This window comes from Psychrobacter sp. TB55-MNA-CIBAN-0194 (assembly GCF_040309505.1).
Lineage (GTDB): Bacteria > Pseudomonadota > Gammaproteobacteria > Pseudomonadales > Moraxellaceae > Psychrobacter > Psychrobacter fozii.
This window is the reverse complement of sequence record NZ_JBEOOW010000005.1, coordinates 121,650-137,218: the sequence shown is the minus strand read 5'-3', so window position 1 is coordinate 137,218 and position 15,569 is coordinate 121,650. Positions and strand designations below refer to the sequence as shown.

At 43.8% G+C, this 15,569-nt stretch carries 15 protein-coding genes; 5 read left to right on the top strand and 10 right to left on the bottom strand.

Annotated features, from left to right (window positions below):
• Positions 1-108: 108 nt before the first annotated feature.
• Positions 109-999, bottom strand: coding sequence for a LysR family transcriptional regulator (locus tag AAEY75_RS07710; protein ID WP_352259281.1), 891 nt, complete (start codon positions 997-999; stop codon positions 109-111).
• 198 nt (positions 1,000-1,197) lie between these two features.
• Between AAEY75_RS07710 and AAEY75_RS07705 the strand changes: the two genes are divergently transcribed.
• Positions 1,198-2,322 carry an S-(hydroxymethyl)glutathione dehydrogenase/class III alcohol dehydrogenase gene (locus AAEY75_RS07705; RefSeq protein ID WP_110923210.1) on the top strand — a complete coding sequence of 375 codons (1,125 nt, stop codon included), beginning with the start codon at positions 1,198-1,200 and terminating at the stop codon, positions 2,320-2,322.
• Positions 2,323-2,472: 150 nt separating this feature from the next.
• On the opposite strand, the gene AAEY75_RS07700 is transcribed toward AAEY75_RS07705, so the two are convergent.
• The gene (locus tag AAEY75_RS07700) at positions 2,473-3,126 is read right to left on the bottom strand and encodes a DsbA family oxidoreductase (RefSeq protein ID WP_352259280.1); all 654 of its coding nucleotides are present in this window, start codon (positions 3,124-3,126) and stop codon (positions 2,473-2,475) included.
• A 417-nt stretch (positions 3,127-3,543) separates the two neighbouring features.
• On the opposite strand from AAEY75_RS07700, the gene nfsB reads away from it, so the two are divergent.
• Positions 3,544-4,200: an oxygen-insensitive NAD(P)H nitroreductase gene (gene nfsB / locus AAEY75_RS07695; RefSeq protein WP_352259279.1), complete on the top strand. Its 657-nt coding sequence runs from the start codon at positions 3,544-3,546 to the stop codon at positions 4,198-4,200.
• 213 nt (positions 4,201-4,413) lie between these two features.
• Entirely contained in the window at positions 4,414-4,950 is a 537-nt protein-coding gene (locus tag AAEY75_RS07690; RefSeq protein WP_352259278.1) for a GNAT family N-acetyltransferase, read from the top strand.
• A 144-nt stretch (positions 4,951-5,094) separates the two neighbouring features.
• Here the strand turns inward: AAEY75_RS07690 and AAEY75_RS07685 are convergent, their stop codons facing one another.
• The 5 genes from AAEY75_RS07685 to AAEY75_RS07665 form a co-directional block, all read right to left on the bottom strand.
• Entirely contained in the window at positions 5,095-5,709 is a 615-nt protein-coding gene (locus AAEY75_RS07685) for a hypothetical protein (RefSeq protein ID WP_197216660.1), read from the bottom strand.
• 140 nt (positions 5,710-5,849) lie between these two features.
• The gene (locus AAEY75_RS07680; RefSeq protein WP_352259277.1) at positions 5,850-6,473 is read right to left on the bottom strand and encodes a hypothetical protein; all 624 of its coding nucleotides are present in this window, start codon (positions 6,471-6,473) and stop codon (positions 5,850-5,852) included.
• A 256-nt stretch (positions 6,474-6,729) separates the two neighbouring features.
• A complete protein-coding gene (locus AAEY75_RS07675; RefSeq protein WP_197101719.1) occupies positions 6,730-7,479 on the bottom strand; it encodes a PhnD/SsuA/transferrin family substrate-binding protein in 750 nt (249 codons plus the stop codon).
• Between the two features lie 3 nt (positions 7,480-7,482).
• Entirely contained in the window at positions 7,483-7,977 is a 495-nt protein-coding gene (locus AAEY75_RS07670) for a PAS domain-containing protein (RefSeq protein WP_197101721.1), read from the bottom strand.
• Positions 7,978-8,154: 177 nt separating this feature from the next.
• Positions 8,155-8,517, bottom strand: a complete 363-nt coding sequence (locus AAEY75_RS07665) for a roadblock/LC7 domain-containing protein (protein WP_010201036.1) — start codon at positions 8,515-8,517, stop codon at positions 8,155-8,157.
• A gap of 622 nt (positions 8,518-9,139) precedes the next feature.
• Here AAEY75_RS07665 and gdhA point away from each other — a divergent pair.
• Both gdhA and AAEY75_RS07655 read left to right on the top strand, forming a co-directional pair.
• Entirely contained in the window at positions 9,140-10,486 is a 1,347-nt protein-coding gene (gdhA, locus tag AAEY75_RS07660; protein WP_352259276.1) for an NADP-specific glutamate dehydrogenase, read from the top strand.
• Positions 10,487-10,796: 310 nt separating this feature from the next.
• Positions 10,797-11,378 (top strand): PepSY domain-containing protein, encoded by a 582-nt coding sequence (locus AAEY75_RS07655; RefSeq protein WP_197101725.1) that lies wholly within the window; start codon positions 10,797-10,799, stop codon positions 11,376-11,378.
• A 141-nt stretch (positions 11,379-11,519) separates the two neighbouring features.
• Here AAEY75_RS07655 and hutI read toward each other — a convergent pair whose 3' ends face one another.
• From hutI to hutH, 3 genes are all read right to left on the bottom strand, one after another.
• On the bottom strand, positions 11,520-12,797 hold the full coding sequence (gene hutI / locus AAEY75_RS07650) for an imidazolonepropionase (RefSeq protein ID WP_413787062.1): 1,278 nt from the start codon (positions 12,795-12,797) through the stop codon (positions 11,520-11,522).
• A 110-nt stretch (positions 12,798-12,907) separates the two neighbouring features.
• Positions 12,908-13,966, bottom strand: coding sequence for a formimidoylglutamase (gene hutG / locus AAEY75_RS07645; RefSeq protein ID WP_197101729.1), 1,059 nt, complete (start codon positions 13,964-13,966; stop codon positions 12,908-12,910).
• A 23-nt stretch (positions 13,967-13,989) separates the two neighbouring features.
• Complete coding sequence (hutH, locus tag AAEY75_RS07640; RefSeq protein WP_197101731.1) at positions 13,990-15,552, bottom strand: histidine ammonia-lyase; 1,563 nt, start codon at positions 15,550-15,552, stop codon at positions 13,990-13,992.
• Positions 15,553-15,569 lie beyond the last annotated feature (17 nt).

The window sequence follows — 15,569 nt, the reverse complement described above, 5'->3', positions numbered from 1 at the left end:
GTTATCCGTAATAGTTTGTAGCATCACATATTTATTATGCATCATAATATTGTGCGTAATAAACGCTGCATAGTAAAGAGCCGCATTGCAACCTGCCTTAATCAATTACTAAGCCAAGTGCTCTGCTAGATAGTCTACTAACAGCCTAATTTTTGGTGATAACTGGCGGTTGTGCGGATAAATGGCCCAAATACTTTCTTCAGGTTCTCTATAGTCATCCAACAAGCTTATCAGCTCCCCAGACGCTAGATGTTTTTGCACATAATAATCTGGCAGCTGGACGATGCCCAAGCCTTTTAGGGCAGCATCAACTAGGCTATGACCACTATTATATTGAATGCTCCCAGAAACGCGCAAATTCCTTTCTTTACCTGCATCCTTACTAGCACGCGGGTCAGTATCTATAAAGTGCCAGTAGTCACGCGTGCCAAGTAAGCAGTTATGTTGACTCAGCTCGCTCAAAGCGTGCGGTGTGCCATATTTATTAAGATAAGAGGGTGCCGCGCAGACAAAGTTGGTGCGATGACTGAGTTTTTTTGCCATCATCGTGGAGTCGCTTAATTTGCCGATACGAATCGCTAAGTCGTAACCACCTTCAATCAAATCGATCTTTTGATTACTCAAAAAAGCTGTCACTTCGATATCGCTATATTGCATCATAAAGTCATTGACCAACGGTAGCAATTGTTGTTCGCCATAAGTGACAGGGGCGGTCAGTTTGATCCTGCCTTGCGGTTTTGATTGCAAATTACTGACAGCCTGCTCAGCAGCATCCAAGCCATCGAGCACACTACGGCAATGCTGATAGAACACGCGACCTTCTTCTGTTAATGATACTTTGCGTGTTGTACGATAGAGGAGTTTAATATTAAGACGCTTTTCCAACGCGCTTATTTGCCGGCTTACTTGTGCCGTTGAGATACCTAATTCTTTGGCGGCACGCGTAAAACTCTCGTATTCTGCGACGTAAACGAACTCGCTAACACCATCCCAGCGCATAATTATTACCAATATGTAAAAGATATTTGCAAATATAGCATATTGTTATCACCCTAGAAATAACTATAATGGTAATCATCTACTCAAATAGTTGGTTGTAATCTAGCTGATTGTAATCATTTTCGAATGAGTATCCCAAAAATATTGGCCTGCATCTAATAGGCTGTAAATAATAACGAATTAAAAAGAGAAATTCTTATGTCAGATAAATTTATTAAATCAAAAGCCGCCATCGCGTGGGGGCCAAACCAGCCACTATCTATCGAAGAAGTGGATGTCATGCTGCCACGTAAAGGCGAAGTATTGGTCAAAATCGTCGCCAGTGGTGTTTGTCATACCGATGCGTTTACGCTCTCTGGTGAAGATCCAGAAGGTGTGTTCCCTGCGATTTTGGGTCATGAAGGTGGTGGTATCGTTGAGCAAATCGGCGAAGGCGTGACCAGTGTCCAAGTTGGCGACCATGTCATTCCGTTATACACCGCAGAGTGTGGCGTTTGTAAAATGTGTACGTCAGGCAAAACCAATCTATGCTCAGCGGTACGTGAAACCCAAGGTAAAGGCTTAATGCCAGATGGCACCACGCGCTTTTATAAAGATGGCGAACCAATCTATCATTATATGGGCTGCTCAACCTTCTCTGAATATACGGTCTTGCCAGAGATTTCTTTGGCCAAGGTCAACAAAGAAGCACCGTTAGAAGAAGTTTGTTTGCTTGGTTGCGGCGTGACTACCGGTATGGGCGCAGTGATGAATACTGCCAAAGTTGAAGAGGGCGCTACCGTTGCTATCTTTGGTCTTGGTGGTATTGGTCTGTCAGCAGTGATTGGTGCTGCGATGGCAAAAGCCAGTCGTATCATTGCGATTGATATCAACGAAAGCAAGTTTGAATTGGCCAAAAAGTTAGGCGCCACTGACTGCATCAATCCGAAAGATTATGACAAGCCAATTCAGGAAGTCATCGTTGAATTGACCGATGGCGGTGTTGATTACTCATTTGAATGTATCGGTAACGTCGATATAATGCGTTCGGCGCTAGAGTGCTGCCACAAAGGCTGGGGCGAGTCGGTCATTATTGGCGTCGCTGGTGCCGGACAAGAAATCTCAACCCGTCCATTCCAATTGGTGACTGGTCGAGTCTGGCGTGGATCAGCGTTTGGCGGCGTAAAAGGTCGTTCAGAATTACCAGGCTACGTTGAGCGTTACTTAGCTGGTGAAATCCCACTACAAGACTTCATTACCCATACCATGCCATTAGAAGACATCAACGAAGCGTTTGACTTGATGCATAAAGGTGAGAGTATTCGTACAGTGATACATTTCTAAAAAATATTGTGCAAGAGCAGTATCTGACAGTAACGTTAGATTTTGCTCTGAAAATACGGTTATTAAAAATAAAAAGGCCGCTTCGATTTCGAAGCGGCCTTTTTTAATGTTTATAACATCATCATTTTATATGTATGGTTACAGACCCGTTTACTCAGTCATATCAGCCAATTGCTCTAATATACTGACGTAGTTTTCGACTCCTTGAGCACCGCTAACAAGATGACGCTCATTAAAAATGATTGCCGGTACACTTTGAATGCCTTGTTGTTGCCAATGCTGCTCTTCTGTTCGCACTTCTTTCGCAAAGAGCTGACCCTCTAATATTGCTAGCGCTTCACTACGATCAAGTCCAGTCTCTGCTGCAATATCAGCAAGCACGTTGATATCTGAAATATCTCTGTTGTTGGTGAAATGCGCGGCAAACAATGCTTGTTTTAACTCATGCATGCTTCCTTTCTGATCAGCGAAATGTAGCAGCTGATGTAAATCAAAGGTGTTGTGCATGCGCGTGTCATCATTGAAATTAAACTCAAAGCCAACTTCCTGTCCAGCTTCAGTCATTCTGACTCGGCTGGCATCTGACTCTTGCTTGGTAGAGCCATACTTTTCGATGATGTGCTCACGTAGGTTTTGACCCTCGCTTGGCATGTTTGGGTTTAGCTCAAACGGGTGCCAATGGATAGTGTGGGCCGTGTTGGTTTGCTCAAGTGCTGCTGCCAATTGACGATAGCCAATGACGCACCAAGGGCAGACGACGTCTGAGACGATGTCTATTCGGAGTGGTTTTTCTGATGTGCTCATATTTCCTCGCAGGGATTGTTATTTGTATTTTATTTAAGGCTTCTAATTGCTCATATATCTCATCTAAATGTGTCTGCTTAGAGATAGTTGTCGACCAAGAAGCCTTAGTAATAATCATGCTTTAAATATCAAGCGTTAATGAACATTCAAAGCATAATCAGGTGAATACAATGCGCTCTGAGTGACTCGTTTGCTCACTGGATTGCTATTATTCATAGCTGCTTTTTTGCGATAAGGCAGTCAAAAATCAACCTCTGATAACAAAACGTATGAATATTTAACCAATCTGTCATGGCCATGAAATGGGTTTTTCTCTACAGTAGCTTTGCCGACATGGGTAGTCGTGACTTATAACCCATGCTAACACCAAGTCTTTAATAAATAATAAAAACTTAATATTCCATACAGGATGCACAAATGAAAAATATTACTGAAGCGATGAACTGGCGTTACAGCACAAAAGCATTTGATACCAACAAAACAATCTCAGCAGAAGATTTTCAGAGTCTAAAAGATATCTTGCGTCTCAGTCCTTCGAGCACTAATATCCAACCTTGGCATTTTGTGATTGCTGATGATGAAGCTGGTAAAGCTCGAATCGCTAAAGGCACGGATGGCATGTATGAATTTAATACGGCAAAAGTAAAAGATGCCTCACATGTCATCGTATTCTGTAGTCGTGTCTGTGCTGATGACGAGTTTTTGAATGAAATACTAGACAAAGAAGACGCTGATGGCCGTTTTGCGGAACCAAAATTTAAAGAGCAGATGCACCAAGTGCGTAAGATGTTTTTGGATATTCGCCGTTATGAGCAAAAAGACGAGCCACACTGGTTGATAGAGCAGCTATATCTCAATATGGGCGCTTTGCTACTCGGAGCTGCGACTTTAGGTATTGATGCTGTGCCGATGGAAGGGGCGGATTTGAAAGCACTTGATGAAGAGTTTGATTTACGTAGCAAAGGCTATACGGCTGTTGCGGTCGTATCGCTTGGCTATCGTAGTCAGGATGACTTTAACGCTGAGTTGCCAAAATCACGCTTTGATGAAGAGAGCATTATTACAAAAGCTTGAGCTATCACAAAAGCTTAAGCATCACGACAGCCTCATGAAAAGATGTGGTTAATCCTGAATAAAATGGACACACGATACTATATTAGTAGGGCCAGTAGAACTAGTAGGGTCAGTAGAACATGATGACTGTATGTACTACTTTTATTCTGGCTTGGCTATATCGCCTCTATGTGAATATTCAATACGCCCTGATGAGAGAGCCCAACCACCAACATGATAGAAACAGAACGGCTGTACCTTAGACAATGGCGAACAAGTGATTTTGCGATATTCGCTGAAATGAATGCCGATCTTGAAGTAATGAAGTACTTTCCCAAGCCGTTATCGCCAAAGTTGAGTGATGTGATAGCCAATAAATGCTCGCAGCTTATTAAAGATAAAGGTTGGGGGTTTTGGGTGGTCAGTCTAAAAGAGACAGATACCTTTATCGGTATGGTTGGCTTAAATCAAGCGCATGCTGATATGTCATTTGCGCCTGCTGTTGAGATTGCTTGGCGATTACACAAAGATTATTGGGGACAAGGTTATGCAACGGAGGCGGCACGGGCTTCATTAAATTTTGCATTTGACACATTAGCACTCGATGAAGTTGTTGCCTTTACTGCAGTGATTAACGAGCACTCGCAACTTATCATGCAGCGCATTGGTATGATAAATACACAACAAAACTTTTATCATCCAATGCTTGATTCTAATCATCCACTCGCTGAGCACGTTTTGTATAAGATTACTCCGGAGCAGAGGTCGTGAATGTGTTCTCAGTATATTTTTATTACTATGTGAGCATTACGAAATAGCAGTTCTAGAATAAGAGTAGAAAACATAGGTAATGTAGGATGCGCTAAATATGAGGACGCGCTCTAGTTAAGAAATTTCCCTAGTTAGGAAACCTCCTTAGTTAAGAAATCTCAATCCAGAGGTTTTGAGTGCCCATACCAGCTCTACAAAGGCGCGACTATTGGTCAGAGGTTCGCCATCGATAATGAGCACATAGCCTGAACCATCAATCCATAAGAATACAAAACTGGTCTCAGGAATGAGCAGATCGACCTGCTGAAAGAAAGAGATCGCTTGGCTTTCTACGGCCCATCCACGTTGCTTTTGTCGTAGCATAAACCCTGAAAAATCAGCTGCCGCGACACTGAGCATATCCGCTTCTTCTTGACTGTAGCCAATACGTGCCAAGCAAAACCCTTCGTCAGAGCCAATAGCAGCACGGCGTTTGCCCGATAAGCTGGCAACCACATAAGGTAAAAACTGATCGAGTGGCAGGTTGGGCGCTGGTAACAGAAGAGACAGTTTCTCAATCCAACCTTGTTCTATGAAATTTTGCAGCCATTCATCAGAGTAGCGTTCAAGCCAGTCGGCAGCGAGTAACGTCTGCGCATAGGATAACAAGTCTTGTAGTGATAGCTGCTCCTCAGTGGGCTCACCTTGTGAAAATGCCTCAAAAATACCGGCTGGGGTTAGAGTCAGATACGTTTTATCAGCATTTAAATAAGAAGACATAGCAGCTACCATTATGATGAAGGTTATAGAGTGGCGATAAATTAGGTTTTCATATAGTTGAATTCAAATAGTTTTGAGACAAGGAAACCGAGTGTAAGTTATACATTAGTATGCTTAGCGAGGATGACGATGTAGCAAATTTATATGGATTTGACTATAGTTTGATCAAGGTGCTGCTGACAGTTGTTCCAACGCGCATCGAATTGCCAGTCGCTTTTGCCCAAGCGAAACCACACTAATGAGAAAGCAAGGCGATCATTGCGAGCGATACAGTGTGCAAAGAACTCGTTTTCGACTTGCTCAATCGTACCCCAATCCTCATTAGTACGTGCTTGCATTAGCTCGGCTGTGATTTCTTTGGAGATTTCCTTGGCATCATCGCTACTGATACGCAACCGCTGATTTTGCTCATTGAGAGACGGCGATATCAATACACTCCAGCGGGTCGCAAGCATACTATTGCGTTGAATATATGTTTTTTTGTCGATACAGTCGCGAAACCCTTGTTGAATATGAGGATACAGGCGATCTTTGACACGAATGAACAAGTTATTCACATCATAAGGAATGTCATACCAGCAGCCATAAAAGAAGTCTGCAACAGCACCTTGCAGCGGCTCTCTCTCGGTCAATAGTAGCGCCGCATTGATGCGTTGTTCATGAAAGTGACGGTTGTTGGGTGCCAAAAACACTTTGCGCGAGTATAAGCGGAATACTCGCCGCGCTTCCATCTCGTTTTCTTTAATAAGATCTGAATCAGACATACCAGTGTCCTTTGAGTCATGGTCGCTATATAGTCAAATTCATATAAATCCGCTACATTGTCATCCTCGCTAAGCATACTAAAGTATCACTTACACTCGGTTTCCTTATATCGAAATTATTTGAATTCACTACAGTCAATTCCATATAAACCAGATAGATTGTCAGGCCCGTTCAGTCTACTGTTTATAGTGCTCTTACTTGTAGTGCTCTTACCTGTTTTCTATTGCGTATGTAGCCCAGTAATTAGCCCAACTATTAGTCTAGCAATGTCTGCATCAAATCTATCATAAATTCGGCATCTTCTTCATTCATCGCTTCAAACCCTTGAGGCATACCAAGTTCGGCCAAGGCTTCTTGACCATCATCATCGTTATGCAGATTGAGAATGGCTTCTATAAAGATTTGTGCATCAGGGAATCCGTCTTTGATAAGTAGCACGTGGCTGATGTCAGCCAAGTCACTTTCGATAAGTACGGAGAGCTGGGTCTTGGTCAACCGCGAAAAGCTATGAAAAATCTCTGCCAAAAAGAACGCGGCTTGGGCCTCACCCTTAATGACTTTACGGGCAGCTGCCTGATAGGTTTCAGTGACATCCCATGTCAGATCAGATTCTTCGATATCAACGGCTTCTAGCAAACGCAAGCCAATCAGTTTGACATCTCGGTTGTCTGCCATGGCGACAGTCGCACCAGCATGAATGTCTTCTAAACGAGTGATATCGCTATTGGCTGCTGCCGCAATGACCATCTCATCAGACTTGCCGATAGGACGAGCGACGGCTCGGTAGCCTTGCTCACGGATTAGGGTTGCGGCATCAAAAGGGTTGGCGTAAATGACCTGAATGTCACCAGCATTGATGACTTGCTCTTGCTCAGCATGTGATGCAGGGATGTTTAAGTGCATATTTAAGTTGGCACGTTTTTGAATCAACGTATTAAACATGTGCCAGCCTGCAAAACGCTCAGGCGAAAAATCTGGGGCGATTAACATATTGTGTGTCGTCATGATTTAGCCTTCCTCATTTTGTTTCATTTGGGCATATTGCACCATTGCCGCTTCGATTTTGCTGCGTGATGGCTTGCGTCGTACGGATGTATAGCCTACAGTTTCGCCGTGACGAACGTTAGGTACGACGGTTGCATAGACCCAATAATGACTACCATCTTTGCATAAGTTTTTGACGTAGCCATGCCATTTTTTTCCAGACTCAGCAGTGTCCCACAGGTCTTTATAAGCCGCTTTTGGCATGTCAGGATGGCGCAAAATATAATGCTGTTGGCCAATCAATTCATCGACATGGTAACCGCTAATCTCAACAAAAGCATCGTTGACGTGTGTCAGTATGCCATCCAAATCGGTACGCGATACAATCAATTTGCCATCTGGATAAGGACGTTCGATACCCGTGTCATAGACAGTACGTGACGTGCCATCATGGTAAGTCAGGGTAATCTGTTCGGCAGGCATATCAGGCTTGTGTGCATCAGGGATTGGAGAACCCATGGTCATCTCCTTCATTGGTCGTTATGTAGTCAATCCTGCATAAATTGGATACGGTGTCAGCCTTGCTTAGTCTACTACTTGTAGTACTTTCACTCGACTTCCTTGCATCCAAATTATATTGAACCGACTATGTTTATAGTAATAAAAAAGCTAATAAATTCGATAAGCAGTCGCCAATCAAATGAGCTTTGCAAGGGCTTCTGAGGCACGTTTGATATCTAAAAATATCAAACCAAGCTTGGCATTGGGTTTTGCCATAATAGTGAGCACTGCCTCATCTCCCGATGACGTCATAATAACGTAGCCTTTTTCGCCCTGAATCATAATACGATCGATACTACCACGCGCCAACTCACGACCTGCACGATCACCCAACGATAATAATGCTGCTGACATAGCACCCACACGATCTTCATCGACGCCAGTTGGTAGAGCTGAAGCAATCATCAGACCATCGTTAGAGATTAGGGCAGATGCTTCAACATCTGCTGATGAGCTGTTTAAGTCTTCCAATATCTGTTGAAATGAGTCTGTACGCATATCGCTTTCTCTATGATCAGTGGTGGATTGTTTAAGTAAAAAAACTGGTTAACTATATCCTTGCTTTAAGAAAGGTATTCTAACTCCTTACTAATGATATTGATATACATTTGCTCAATAAAAAACGACATTTTTGGAATTTTTTGCCGTTTATCATCGAATATTTGCCTTTGATCCTTGGTTTTTAAAGGAATTTGACAGAAATCCATTACTTCTAGTAAGGAAATAATGAACGAGTTGGCCTAATTATTTATATTTTTTTGATCAGAAATACTATCTGTATAGCTATTAATCGATGTCTAAAAATTCTGCTAAACAGTGCAGCTTAGATTTAGCTAACAAAAATTGATTATATGTTTCTATGATAGAGATATTTACTAGACTTATAAGTCTTAAAGATGGTATATAGTTATAAGGTGAAAAATGTCGACACTTATCTATTCTCTATAGATATATGAATTCAGTCAGCTTTTTTAATCCCATCTGTCTCTACAAACGCTAACGTGTTGTAGGGACGATTTCAGTTTTACATCAACGTTCGCAATCTCATTATCCGTTGTGATATCAAGCGACATTGACGTAAGTAAATATGATCCCCAGTTTTATCCTAAGGAAGAGATGTATGAGTATCAGTCAGGCCATCGAAAAAATCGAAGCACGTTATGCGCATCAGCCAGAGTTTATTCAAGCAGTAAAAGAGGTGGCGATTACGATTAAACCTTTATATGATGCTCATCCTGAATATAGTGCATTGAAAGTATTTGAGCGTTTGGTGGAGCCTGATCGGGTATTTGGTTTTCGTGTCAACTGGGAAGATGATAAAGGCGACGTGCAAGTCAATCGTGGCTGGCGTGTGCAGTTCTGTAATGCTTTAGGCCCTTATAAAGGGGGTCTTAGATTCCATCCTACAGTTAATCAGTCCGTATTAAAGTTCTTAGGCTTTGAACAGATTTTTAAAAATGCCCTAACTGGCTTGCCGATTGGTGGCGGTAAAGGCGGGTCAGATTTTGATCCTAAAGGTAAAACGGACAGTGAGATTCGCCGTTTTTGCTACGCTTTCATGCGTGAGCTACATCATTATGTGAGCAAAGACATGGATGTGCCTGCCGGTGACATCGGCGTTGGTGGTCGAGAAGTCAGCTACATGTTTGCGATGTATAAGAATTTAACACGTGAATCAACAGGTGTTATCACTGGTAAAGGCGTGGGCTTCGGTGGTAGCTTGATGCGTACAGAAGCGACTGGCTATGGTGCAGTTTATTTCTTAGAAAATATGCTTCTCGCCCAAAATGACACGCTCAAAGGTAAAAAGGTGCTGATATCAGGGGCAGGTAATGTCTCATTACATGCTGCCGAAAAAGTGAATGCACTTGGTGGTATGGCAATAACGGTCTCTGATTCACAAGGGACTTTGCATGATAAAAATGGCCTTAATCAAGAAAAAATTGATTGGCTCAAAAAGCAAAAACAGCATAATAAACCATTGGCAGAGTATGTTGAAGTCTATGGTGGAGAGTGGCTTGCTAAACAAAAACCATGGCAGTTTAAGGCTGATATTGCGATTCCATGCGCCACTCAAAACGAAGTCAATGAAGCTGATGCCAAACTGTTCGTCGAAAATGGTGTGAAGTACGTGGTTGAAGGCGCTAATATGCCGCTCACTGCTGAAGCGATTGATCATATCCGTTTGCACCGTGTCCATTATGCACCTGGTAAAGCTGCTAATGCTGGCGGGGTAGCAGTATCTGCGCTTGAAATGTCGCAAAACTCTGTCCGTCAATATCAAACCTTTGAGCAAGTCGATGAGCGTCTAAAAGGTATTATGAAAGATATCCACGACAGTGCTGCGAACGCTTCAGAACAATATGGTCAAACTGACAATGGTTATGTCGATTATATGGCTGGTGCCAATATGGTTGGTTTCAAACGTGTGGCTGATGCGTTGGTCGCTTTTGGTATTTTAAACTAAGGCGCTACTATATAACTCATAGCCTCATCTAATCATTGCAATAACCAATACTGTGTTTGTCCTCTTGAGACAAACGCAGTATTTTTTTATCGAAATAATAGCAATGGCTACTCGAAAATGAACGTTTCTATAGGTGATGTATTTAGATTGAGTGTCCAAACAAAGTAATTACACTTTGATACTTTTTCATCCTACAGTGAGTAGAAAACCTCGCTAACATGTACCTACGAATAACGAAGCCAACGTTTATTGATAATGAAGAGTAAGCGCTTGGCTAAAAAAGTAAGTCATCAGTGAAGGAGATAATATCATGGGAAAGCTGTCTAAAAAGATGCAGTTGACCACTTTAGGTGCAGGCCTAGCAGTCGCATTAACCGCAGGTGTCATGAGCACGACTGCCATAGCCGCTCAAACAAATCTATCTACCGAAGTAAAAGCAGCAAAAGGTAACAAGGTTGGCTTAAAGCAAGCGATCACTATCGCAACCAAAAATGCATCAGGTATGCTCATCAGCGCTGATTATGATGAGGACGACGATGATACAGAAAACGGTGTATACGAAATAGAATTTAGCACGGCTAGCGATAGCTATGAAGTGATCGTTGATGCTATTACGGGGGAAGTTGTCAGCACTGATACTGAACGGTTAGGTCGTGATGATATTAACGATTACAACGTACAGCGCCGTGTGAAAGTAAATGTCATGAGTGCGATAGGGATCGCTGAGAAGAAAATAGGCGGTATGACATTAGAAGTTGAGTTTGAAGCAGACCGTGATTACAGTGATCATCCTTTATATTACAAAGTGGATTTATTAAAAGGTGATGAGGTCGTCGGTATTAACATCGACGCTAATACAGGTGAGACGTTTGCCAACAAATATAAGCGCTAGTAGCAATGTTAATAACAACGTTAATAGTAACTGTAATAGCAACGTTCAAACAGACCAAACCAAAGCCATTAGCTGAACATATCAGCTAGTTGCTTTTTTGATGGCGATAAATAAAGGTAGGTTGATTACAAGGTAGGTTGATTATATTGTCTCGCGCCATTTACCTTGAACCATGATGCATTGGATAGGATTTAACCCCATCTGATAGGCCAAGTCAGCAGGACGGGCGATATCCCATAGTGCCAAATCAGCATCACAGCCCACTTCTATTTTACCTTTATTCGGTAGTCCTAAAGCTTGAGCTGCATGGACGGTCGCGCCTGCTAGTACTTCTTCGGGCGTCAGGTAAAACAACGTACAGCCCATGTTCATGGTCAACAACAGCGACGTTAACGGTGAAGTGCCAGGATTACAGTCGGTTGAAATAGCCATAGGAACTTGGTGTTTGCGCAAAGCCTCAATCGGCGGCAACTTAGTGTCACGTAGCGTATAAAATGCCCCTGGCAATATCACGGCAACGGTATTGCTAGCCGCCATTTTTTTGATGTCTTCTTCTGACAAGTGCTCTAGATGGTCGCTCGATAGCCCTTTATATTCAGCAACTAAGGAACTACCGCCTATATCAGACAGCTGCTCAGAGTGCAGTTTGACTGGTAGATCCAATGAGCGAGCTACTTCAAACACTCGTCTGATTTGTTCTGTGCTAAAGGCGATGTTTTCACAGAAACCGTCGACCGCATCGACTAAACCTTCTGCATACAGAATTGGCAGCCACTCGCAAACTTGCTCAATATAGTCGTCCGCACGGTCTTTGTACTCAGTAGGTAGGGCGTGCGCCGCTAGGTAAGTTGTGCTCACATGAATGTCGTATTTGTCTCCTAACTGACGAGCGACCGTGAGCATTTTGCGCTCCGTGTCTAACTCCAAGCCATAACCAGACTTGATTTCGATACTGGTGACGCCTTCTTTCATAAGCGCGAGTAAGCGCTTTTCACTTTGTGCAAATAGCGATTCAATACTGGCGGCGCGGGTAGCACTGACCGTCGCGACAATACCGCCGCCTTGTGCTGCAATGTCTTGATAGCTAGCGCCTTGCAAACGCGCTTCGAACTCATTGCTACGGTTGCCGCCATAGACGATATGCGTATGACAGTCAATAAGCCCTGGGGTTATCCATTTTCTATCCACATCTGTGATTTGATGGTCTGGATATTTAGGCAAATGAGCAGTGATTTGATCGTGTGTGCCAACCCAAGCAATTTTACCGTTTTTAATACCGATAGCCGCGTGAAGTAGCTGACCGTATGGGATGCTATCAGCGTGCTCATTTGTAGCATCACCTTTATTGACATTAAAACCATGCTGCGCTGAAAAAGTCGCAAGATTGGCATTGATAATAATATGATCAAATGATGTCATAGTAGACTCGTCTAGCGTCTGTTCTGTAGGGTTTTTCAATACGGAGTTCTTTGATTCATTCATAATATGCTCCTGATTTTTGTGAAGTCGATGATCTTTGTTGGCAAGATCTAAGCGCTAAGTAAGTGCTGCTCTACAATAGTGGCCAGTAAGCGAGCAGCGACTTTACAGCTACGACTGTCAATATCAAAGGTAGGATTGATCTCAGCAATGTCTGCCATTTTTACTTTGCCTGATGCCATGATGGTTTTGACCATACGCTCAACGAAACCCAGCTCAATACCGTAAGCGGCAGGTGCGCTCACACCTGGAACGACACTGGCAGGTAAGCAGTCCATATCGATGGTCAGATACACTATATCGACCTGATCTACAAAGCTTTTGACCCGCTCAGCAAGTGTATCCCAAGGCTGATAATGACAGTCTTCATCACTAATGACCTGTACGCCCAATTGCTCGGCACGATCAAAAAGCGCCGCGGTATTCGAGAATCGACTGACACCGATACAGCAGTAATGAAAAGGCTGACCATGTGCATCAAGATGCTCAGCAATTTGGCGAAAAGGTGTACCAGAGGTTGCTACGTCAGACTGACGAATATCAAGATGAGCATCAAAATTAATAATCCCGATAGTAGGTGCTGTGTTTGTGCTGATAGTTGTATCGTTTGCCTTTTCTAAGGCCTGCCATAATCCTAAAAAGCTACCATAAGCAATGGCATGACCACCGCCAAGCCCGATGGGTAGTCCACCTTGTTTGACGATAGTGCTGACTTCTTCAGCATACTTGATCTGAGCTTGCTCAAGGGCGCTCTCGGCAAAGCCATCATTATCATCACAATGAATGTCGCCAGCATCACCCAATAAGGTTGATAATTGACCATCAAAACGTTGTTGTAAATCAGCGATGACTGGCAGCGTAGCAAAAGCTCGACGAATCAATGGCGGGGCAGCTCTGGCACCTACGCGACCCTGATTGCGTCTGACGCCTTGATCACATGCAAAGCCAATTAGCCCAATATTTTGATCCTCGTAAGGCTGAGCAAGCTGATACCAATAGCGGGCACGCGCAGTCTCAAATGGCTCTGCACGTCCTGTCCATTGGGTCATATCAGCAGGTGTATGGCTAATGGGTGTGGTAGTCGTTGCTGTTGTTCTCGCTATTGTCATCGCTGTTCTCCGCCCATTAATATTTATTTAGACTCATACCAATCGCTGCGTAGTGACTGCCAATGTTCAGAAAGCGTGCCGTTTAATACCAACTGCTTAGCTGCTTCAATATCAGGGGCGAGGTAGCGATCTTTATCATAGAAAGTCACTTTCTCACGTAGTTTTCGATGCGCCACAGTCAACGGCTCTGAGGTGTCTAGTCCACGATGGAAATCGATACCTTGACCAGCAGCCAATAGCTCAATGCCGATGATGGTCGCGGTGTTTTGCGCCATCTCATAAAGACGGCGAGCGCAATAGGTTGCCATAGACACATGGTCTTCTTGGTTAGCCGAGGTCGGAATGCTATCGACACTACCAGGATGGGCGATAGATTTATTTTCTGAGGCTAGTGCTGCGGCGGTTACATGCGCAATCATAAATCCTGAGTTTACCCCAGCATTATCCACTAGGAATGGCGGCAGACCACCTGATAGCGTTGCATCGATCAGCAAGGCCACACGGCGCTCAGACATAGAGCCAATCTCTGCGATTGCCAAGGCTAAAATATCAGCGGCAAAAGCGACTGGCTCAGCATGGAAGTTACCACCTGATATGGCGACAGGGCCATCTTCGTTATTAAAGATAAGTGGGTTGTCAGTTACCGCATTAGATTCGATCAATAGCGTTTTACCTGCTTGGTTGATGATATCGAGACAGGCTCCCATGACTTGCGGCTGACAGCGTAAGCAGTAAGGATCTTGCACTCTATCGTCTTGCTCGCCGTCATGTGAGGCACGAATAGCACTGCCTTTGATTAATTGACGGTGTGCTTTGGCGATTTCGATTTGACCATGATGGCCACGTACTTCGTGAATACGCGCATCAAACGGTGAATCGGAGCCTTTGGCAGCATCAATCGACATCGAGCCAACGATGGTCGCAGTCTCAAGTAAATCACGCGCTAAGAAATAACCCCGTAAAGCTAGCGCGGTTGATACCTGCGTACCGTTGATAAGTGCAAGGCCTTCTTTGGCTGCAAGAGTAATAGGCTCAAGTCCATGCTGGGCTAGGGCATCAGCGGCAGGCACTTTTTTACCCGCAACAAACACATCTCCTTCGCCCATCATCGCAAGTGTCATGTGTGACAAAGGGGCTAGGTCACCAGATGCGCCGACCGACCCTTTGGCTGGAATATTTGGCGTGATTTGATTGTTGATTAAGCCAAGTAAACTATCAACCACCTCGCGGCGCACACCAGAGACACCTTGCGCCAAACTGGCGACTTTCATCACCATAATCAGTCGTACTACGCCTGCAGGAAGAGCTTCACCAGTGCCTACCGAATGAGAAACGATCAAGTTGCGCTGAAGTAGCTCAAGTTGGTCGTCACTGATACGCGTCTTTGCCAATAGGCCAAAACCAGTATTAATACCATAAGCGCTTTTGTCGCGTGCAATGATGGTTCGTACATCTTCATGCGAGGCATCTATTGCCTTATAAGCGCTCTCTGGTAATGTCAATATGAGAGGCTGCTCATAGATATCACGTAGTATCTTAAAGCTAAGCTGGCGAGGGTGTAGGGTTAGTTGTTTGATGTCGTTCATAGGGGTAATCCTAGGGT

What these genes read in the sequence shown, in the direction of transcription:
- hutH (WP_197101731.1), bottom strand. Translation starts at nt 15,552, where the DNA reads ATGAACGACATCAAACAACTAACCCTACACCCTCGCCAGCTTAGCTTT.
- gdhA (WP_352259276.1), top strand. Translation starts at nt 9,140, where the DNA reads ATGAGTATCAGTCAGGCCATCGAAAAAATCGAAGCACGTTATGCGCAT.
- AAEY75_RS07680 (WP_352259277.1), bottom strand. Translation starts at nt 6,473, where the DNA reads ATGTCTGATTCAGATCTTATTAAAGAAAACGAGATGGAAGCGCGGCGA.
- AAEY75_RS07690 (WP_352259278.1), top strand. Translation starts at nt 4,414, where the DNA reads ATGATAGAAACAGAACGGCTGTACCTTAGACAATGGCGAACAAGTGAT.
- AAEY75_RS07710 (WP_352259281.1), bottom strand. Translation starts at nt 999, where the DNA reads ATGCGCTGGGATGGTGTTAGCGAGTTCGTTTACGTCGCAGAATACGAG.
- AAEY75_RS07705 (WP_110923210.1), top strand. Translation starts at nt 1,198, where the DNA reads ATGTCAGATAAATTTATTAAATCAAAAGCCGCCATCGCGTGGGGGCCA.
- hutI (WP_413787062.1), bottom strand. Translation starts at nt 12,797, where the DNA reads ATGACATCATTTGATCATATTATTATCAATGCCAATCTTGCGACTTTT.
- AAEY75_RS07665 (WP_010201036.1), bottom strand. Translation starts at nt 8,517, where the DNA reads ATGCGTACAGACTCATTTCAACAGATATTGGAAGACTTAAACAGCTCA.
- hutG (WP_197101729.1), bottom strand. Translation starts at nt 13,966, where the DNA reads ATGACAATAGCGAGAACAACAGCAACGACTACCACACCCATTAGCCAT.
- AAEY75_RS07700 (WP_352259280.1), bottom strand. Translation starts at nt 3,126, where the DNA reads ATGAGCACATCAGAAAAACCACTCCGAATAGACATCGTCTCAGACGTC.
- AAEY75_RS07655 (WP_197101725.1), top strand. Translation starts at nt 10,797, where the DNA reads ATGGGAAAGCTGTCTAAAAAGATGCAGTTGACCACTTTAGGTGCAGGC.
- AAEY75_RS07685 (WP_197216660.1), bottom strand. Translation starts at nt 5,709, where the DNA reads ATGTCTTCTTATTTAAATGCTGATAAAACGTATCTGACTCTAACCCCA.
- AAEY75_RS07675 (WP_197101719.1), bottom strand. Translation starts at nt 7,479, where the DNA reads ATGACGACACACAATATGTTAATCGCCCCAGATTTTTCGCCTGAGCGT.
- AAEY75_RS07670 (WP_197101721.1), bottom strand. Translation starts at nt 7,977, where the DNA reads ATGGGTTCTCCAATCCCTGATGCACACAAGCCTGATATGCCTGCCGAA.
- nfsB (WP_352259279.1), top strand. Translation starts at nt 3,544, where the DNA reads ATGAAAAATATTACTGAAGCGATGAACTGGCGTTACAGCACAAAAGCA.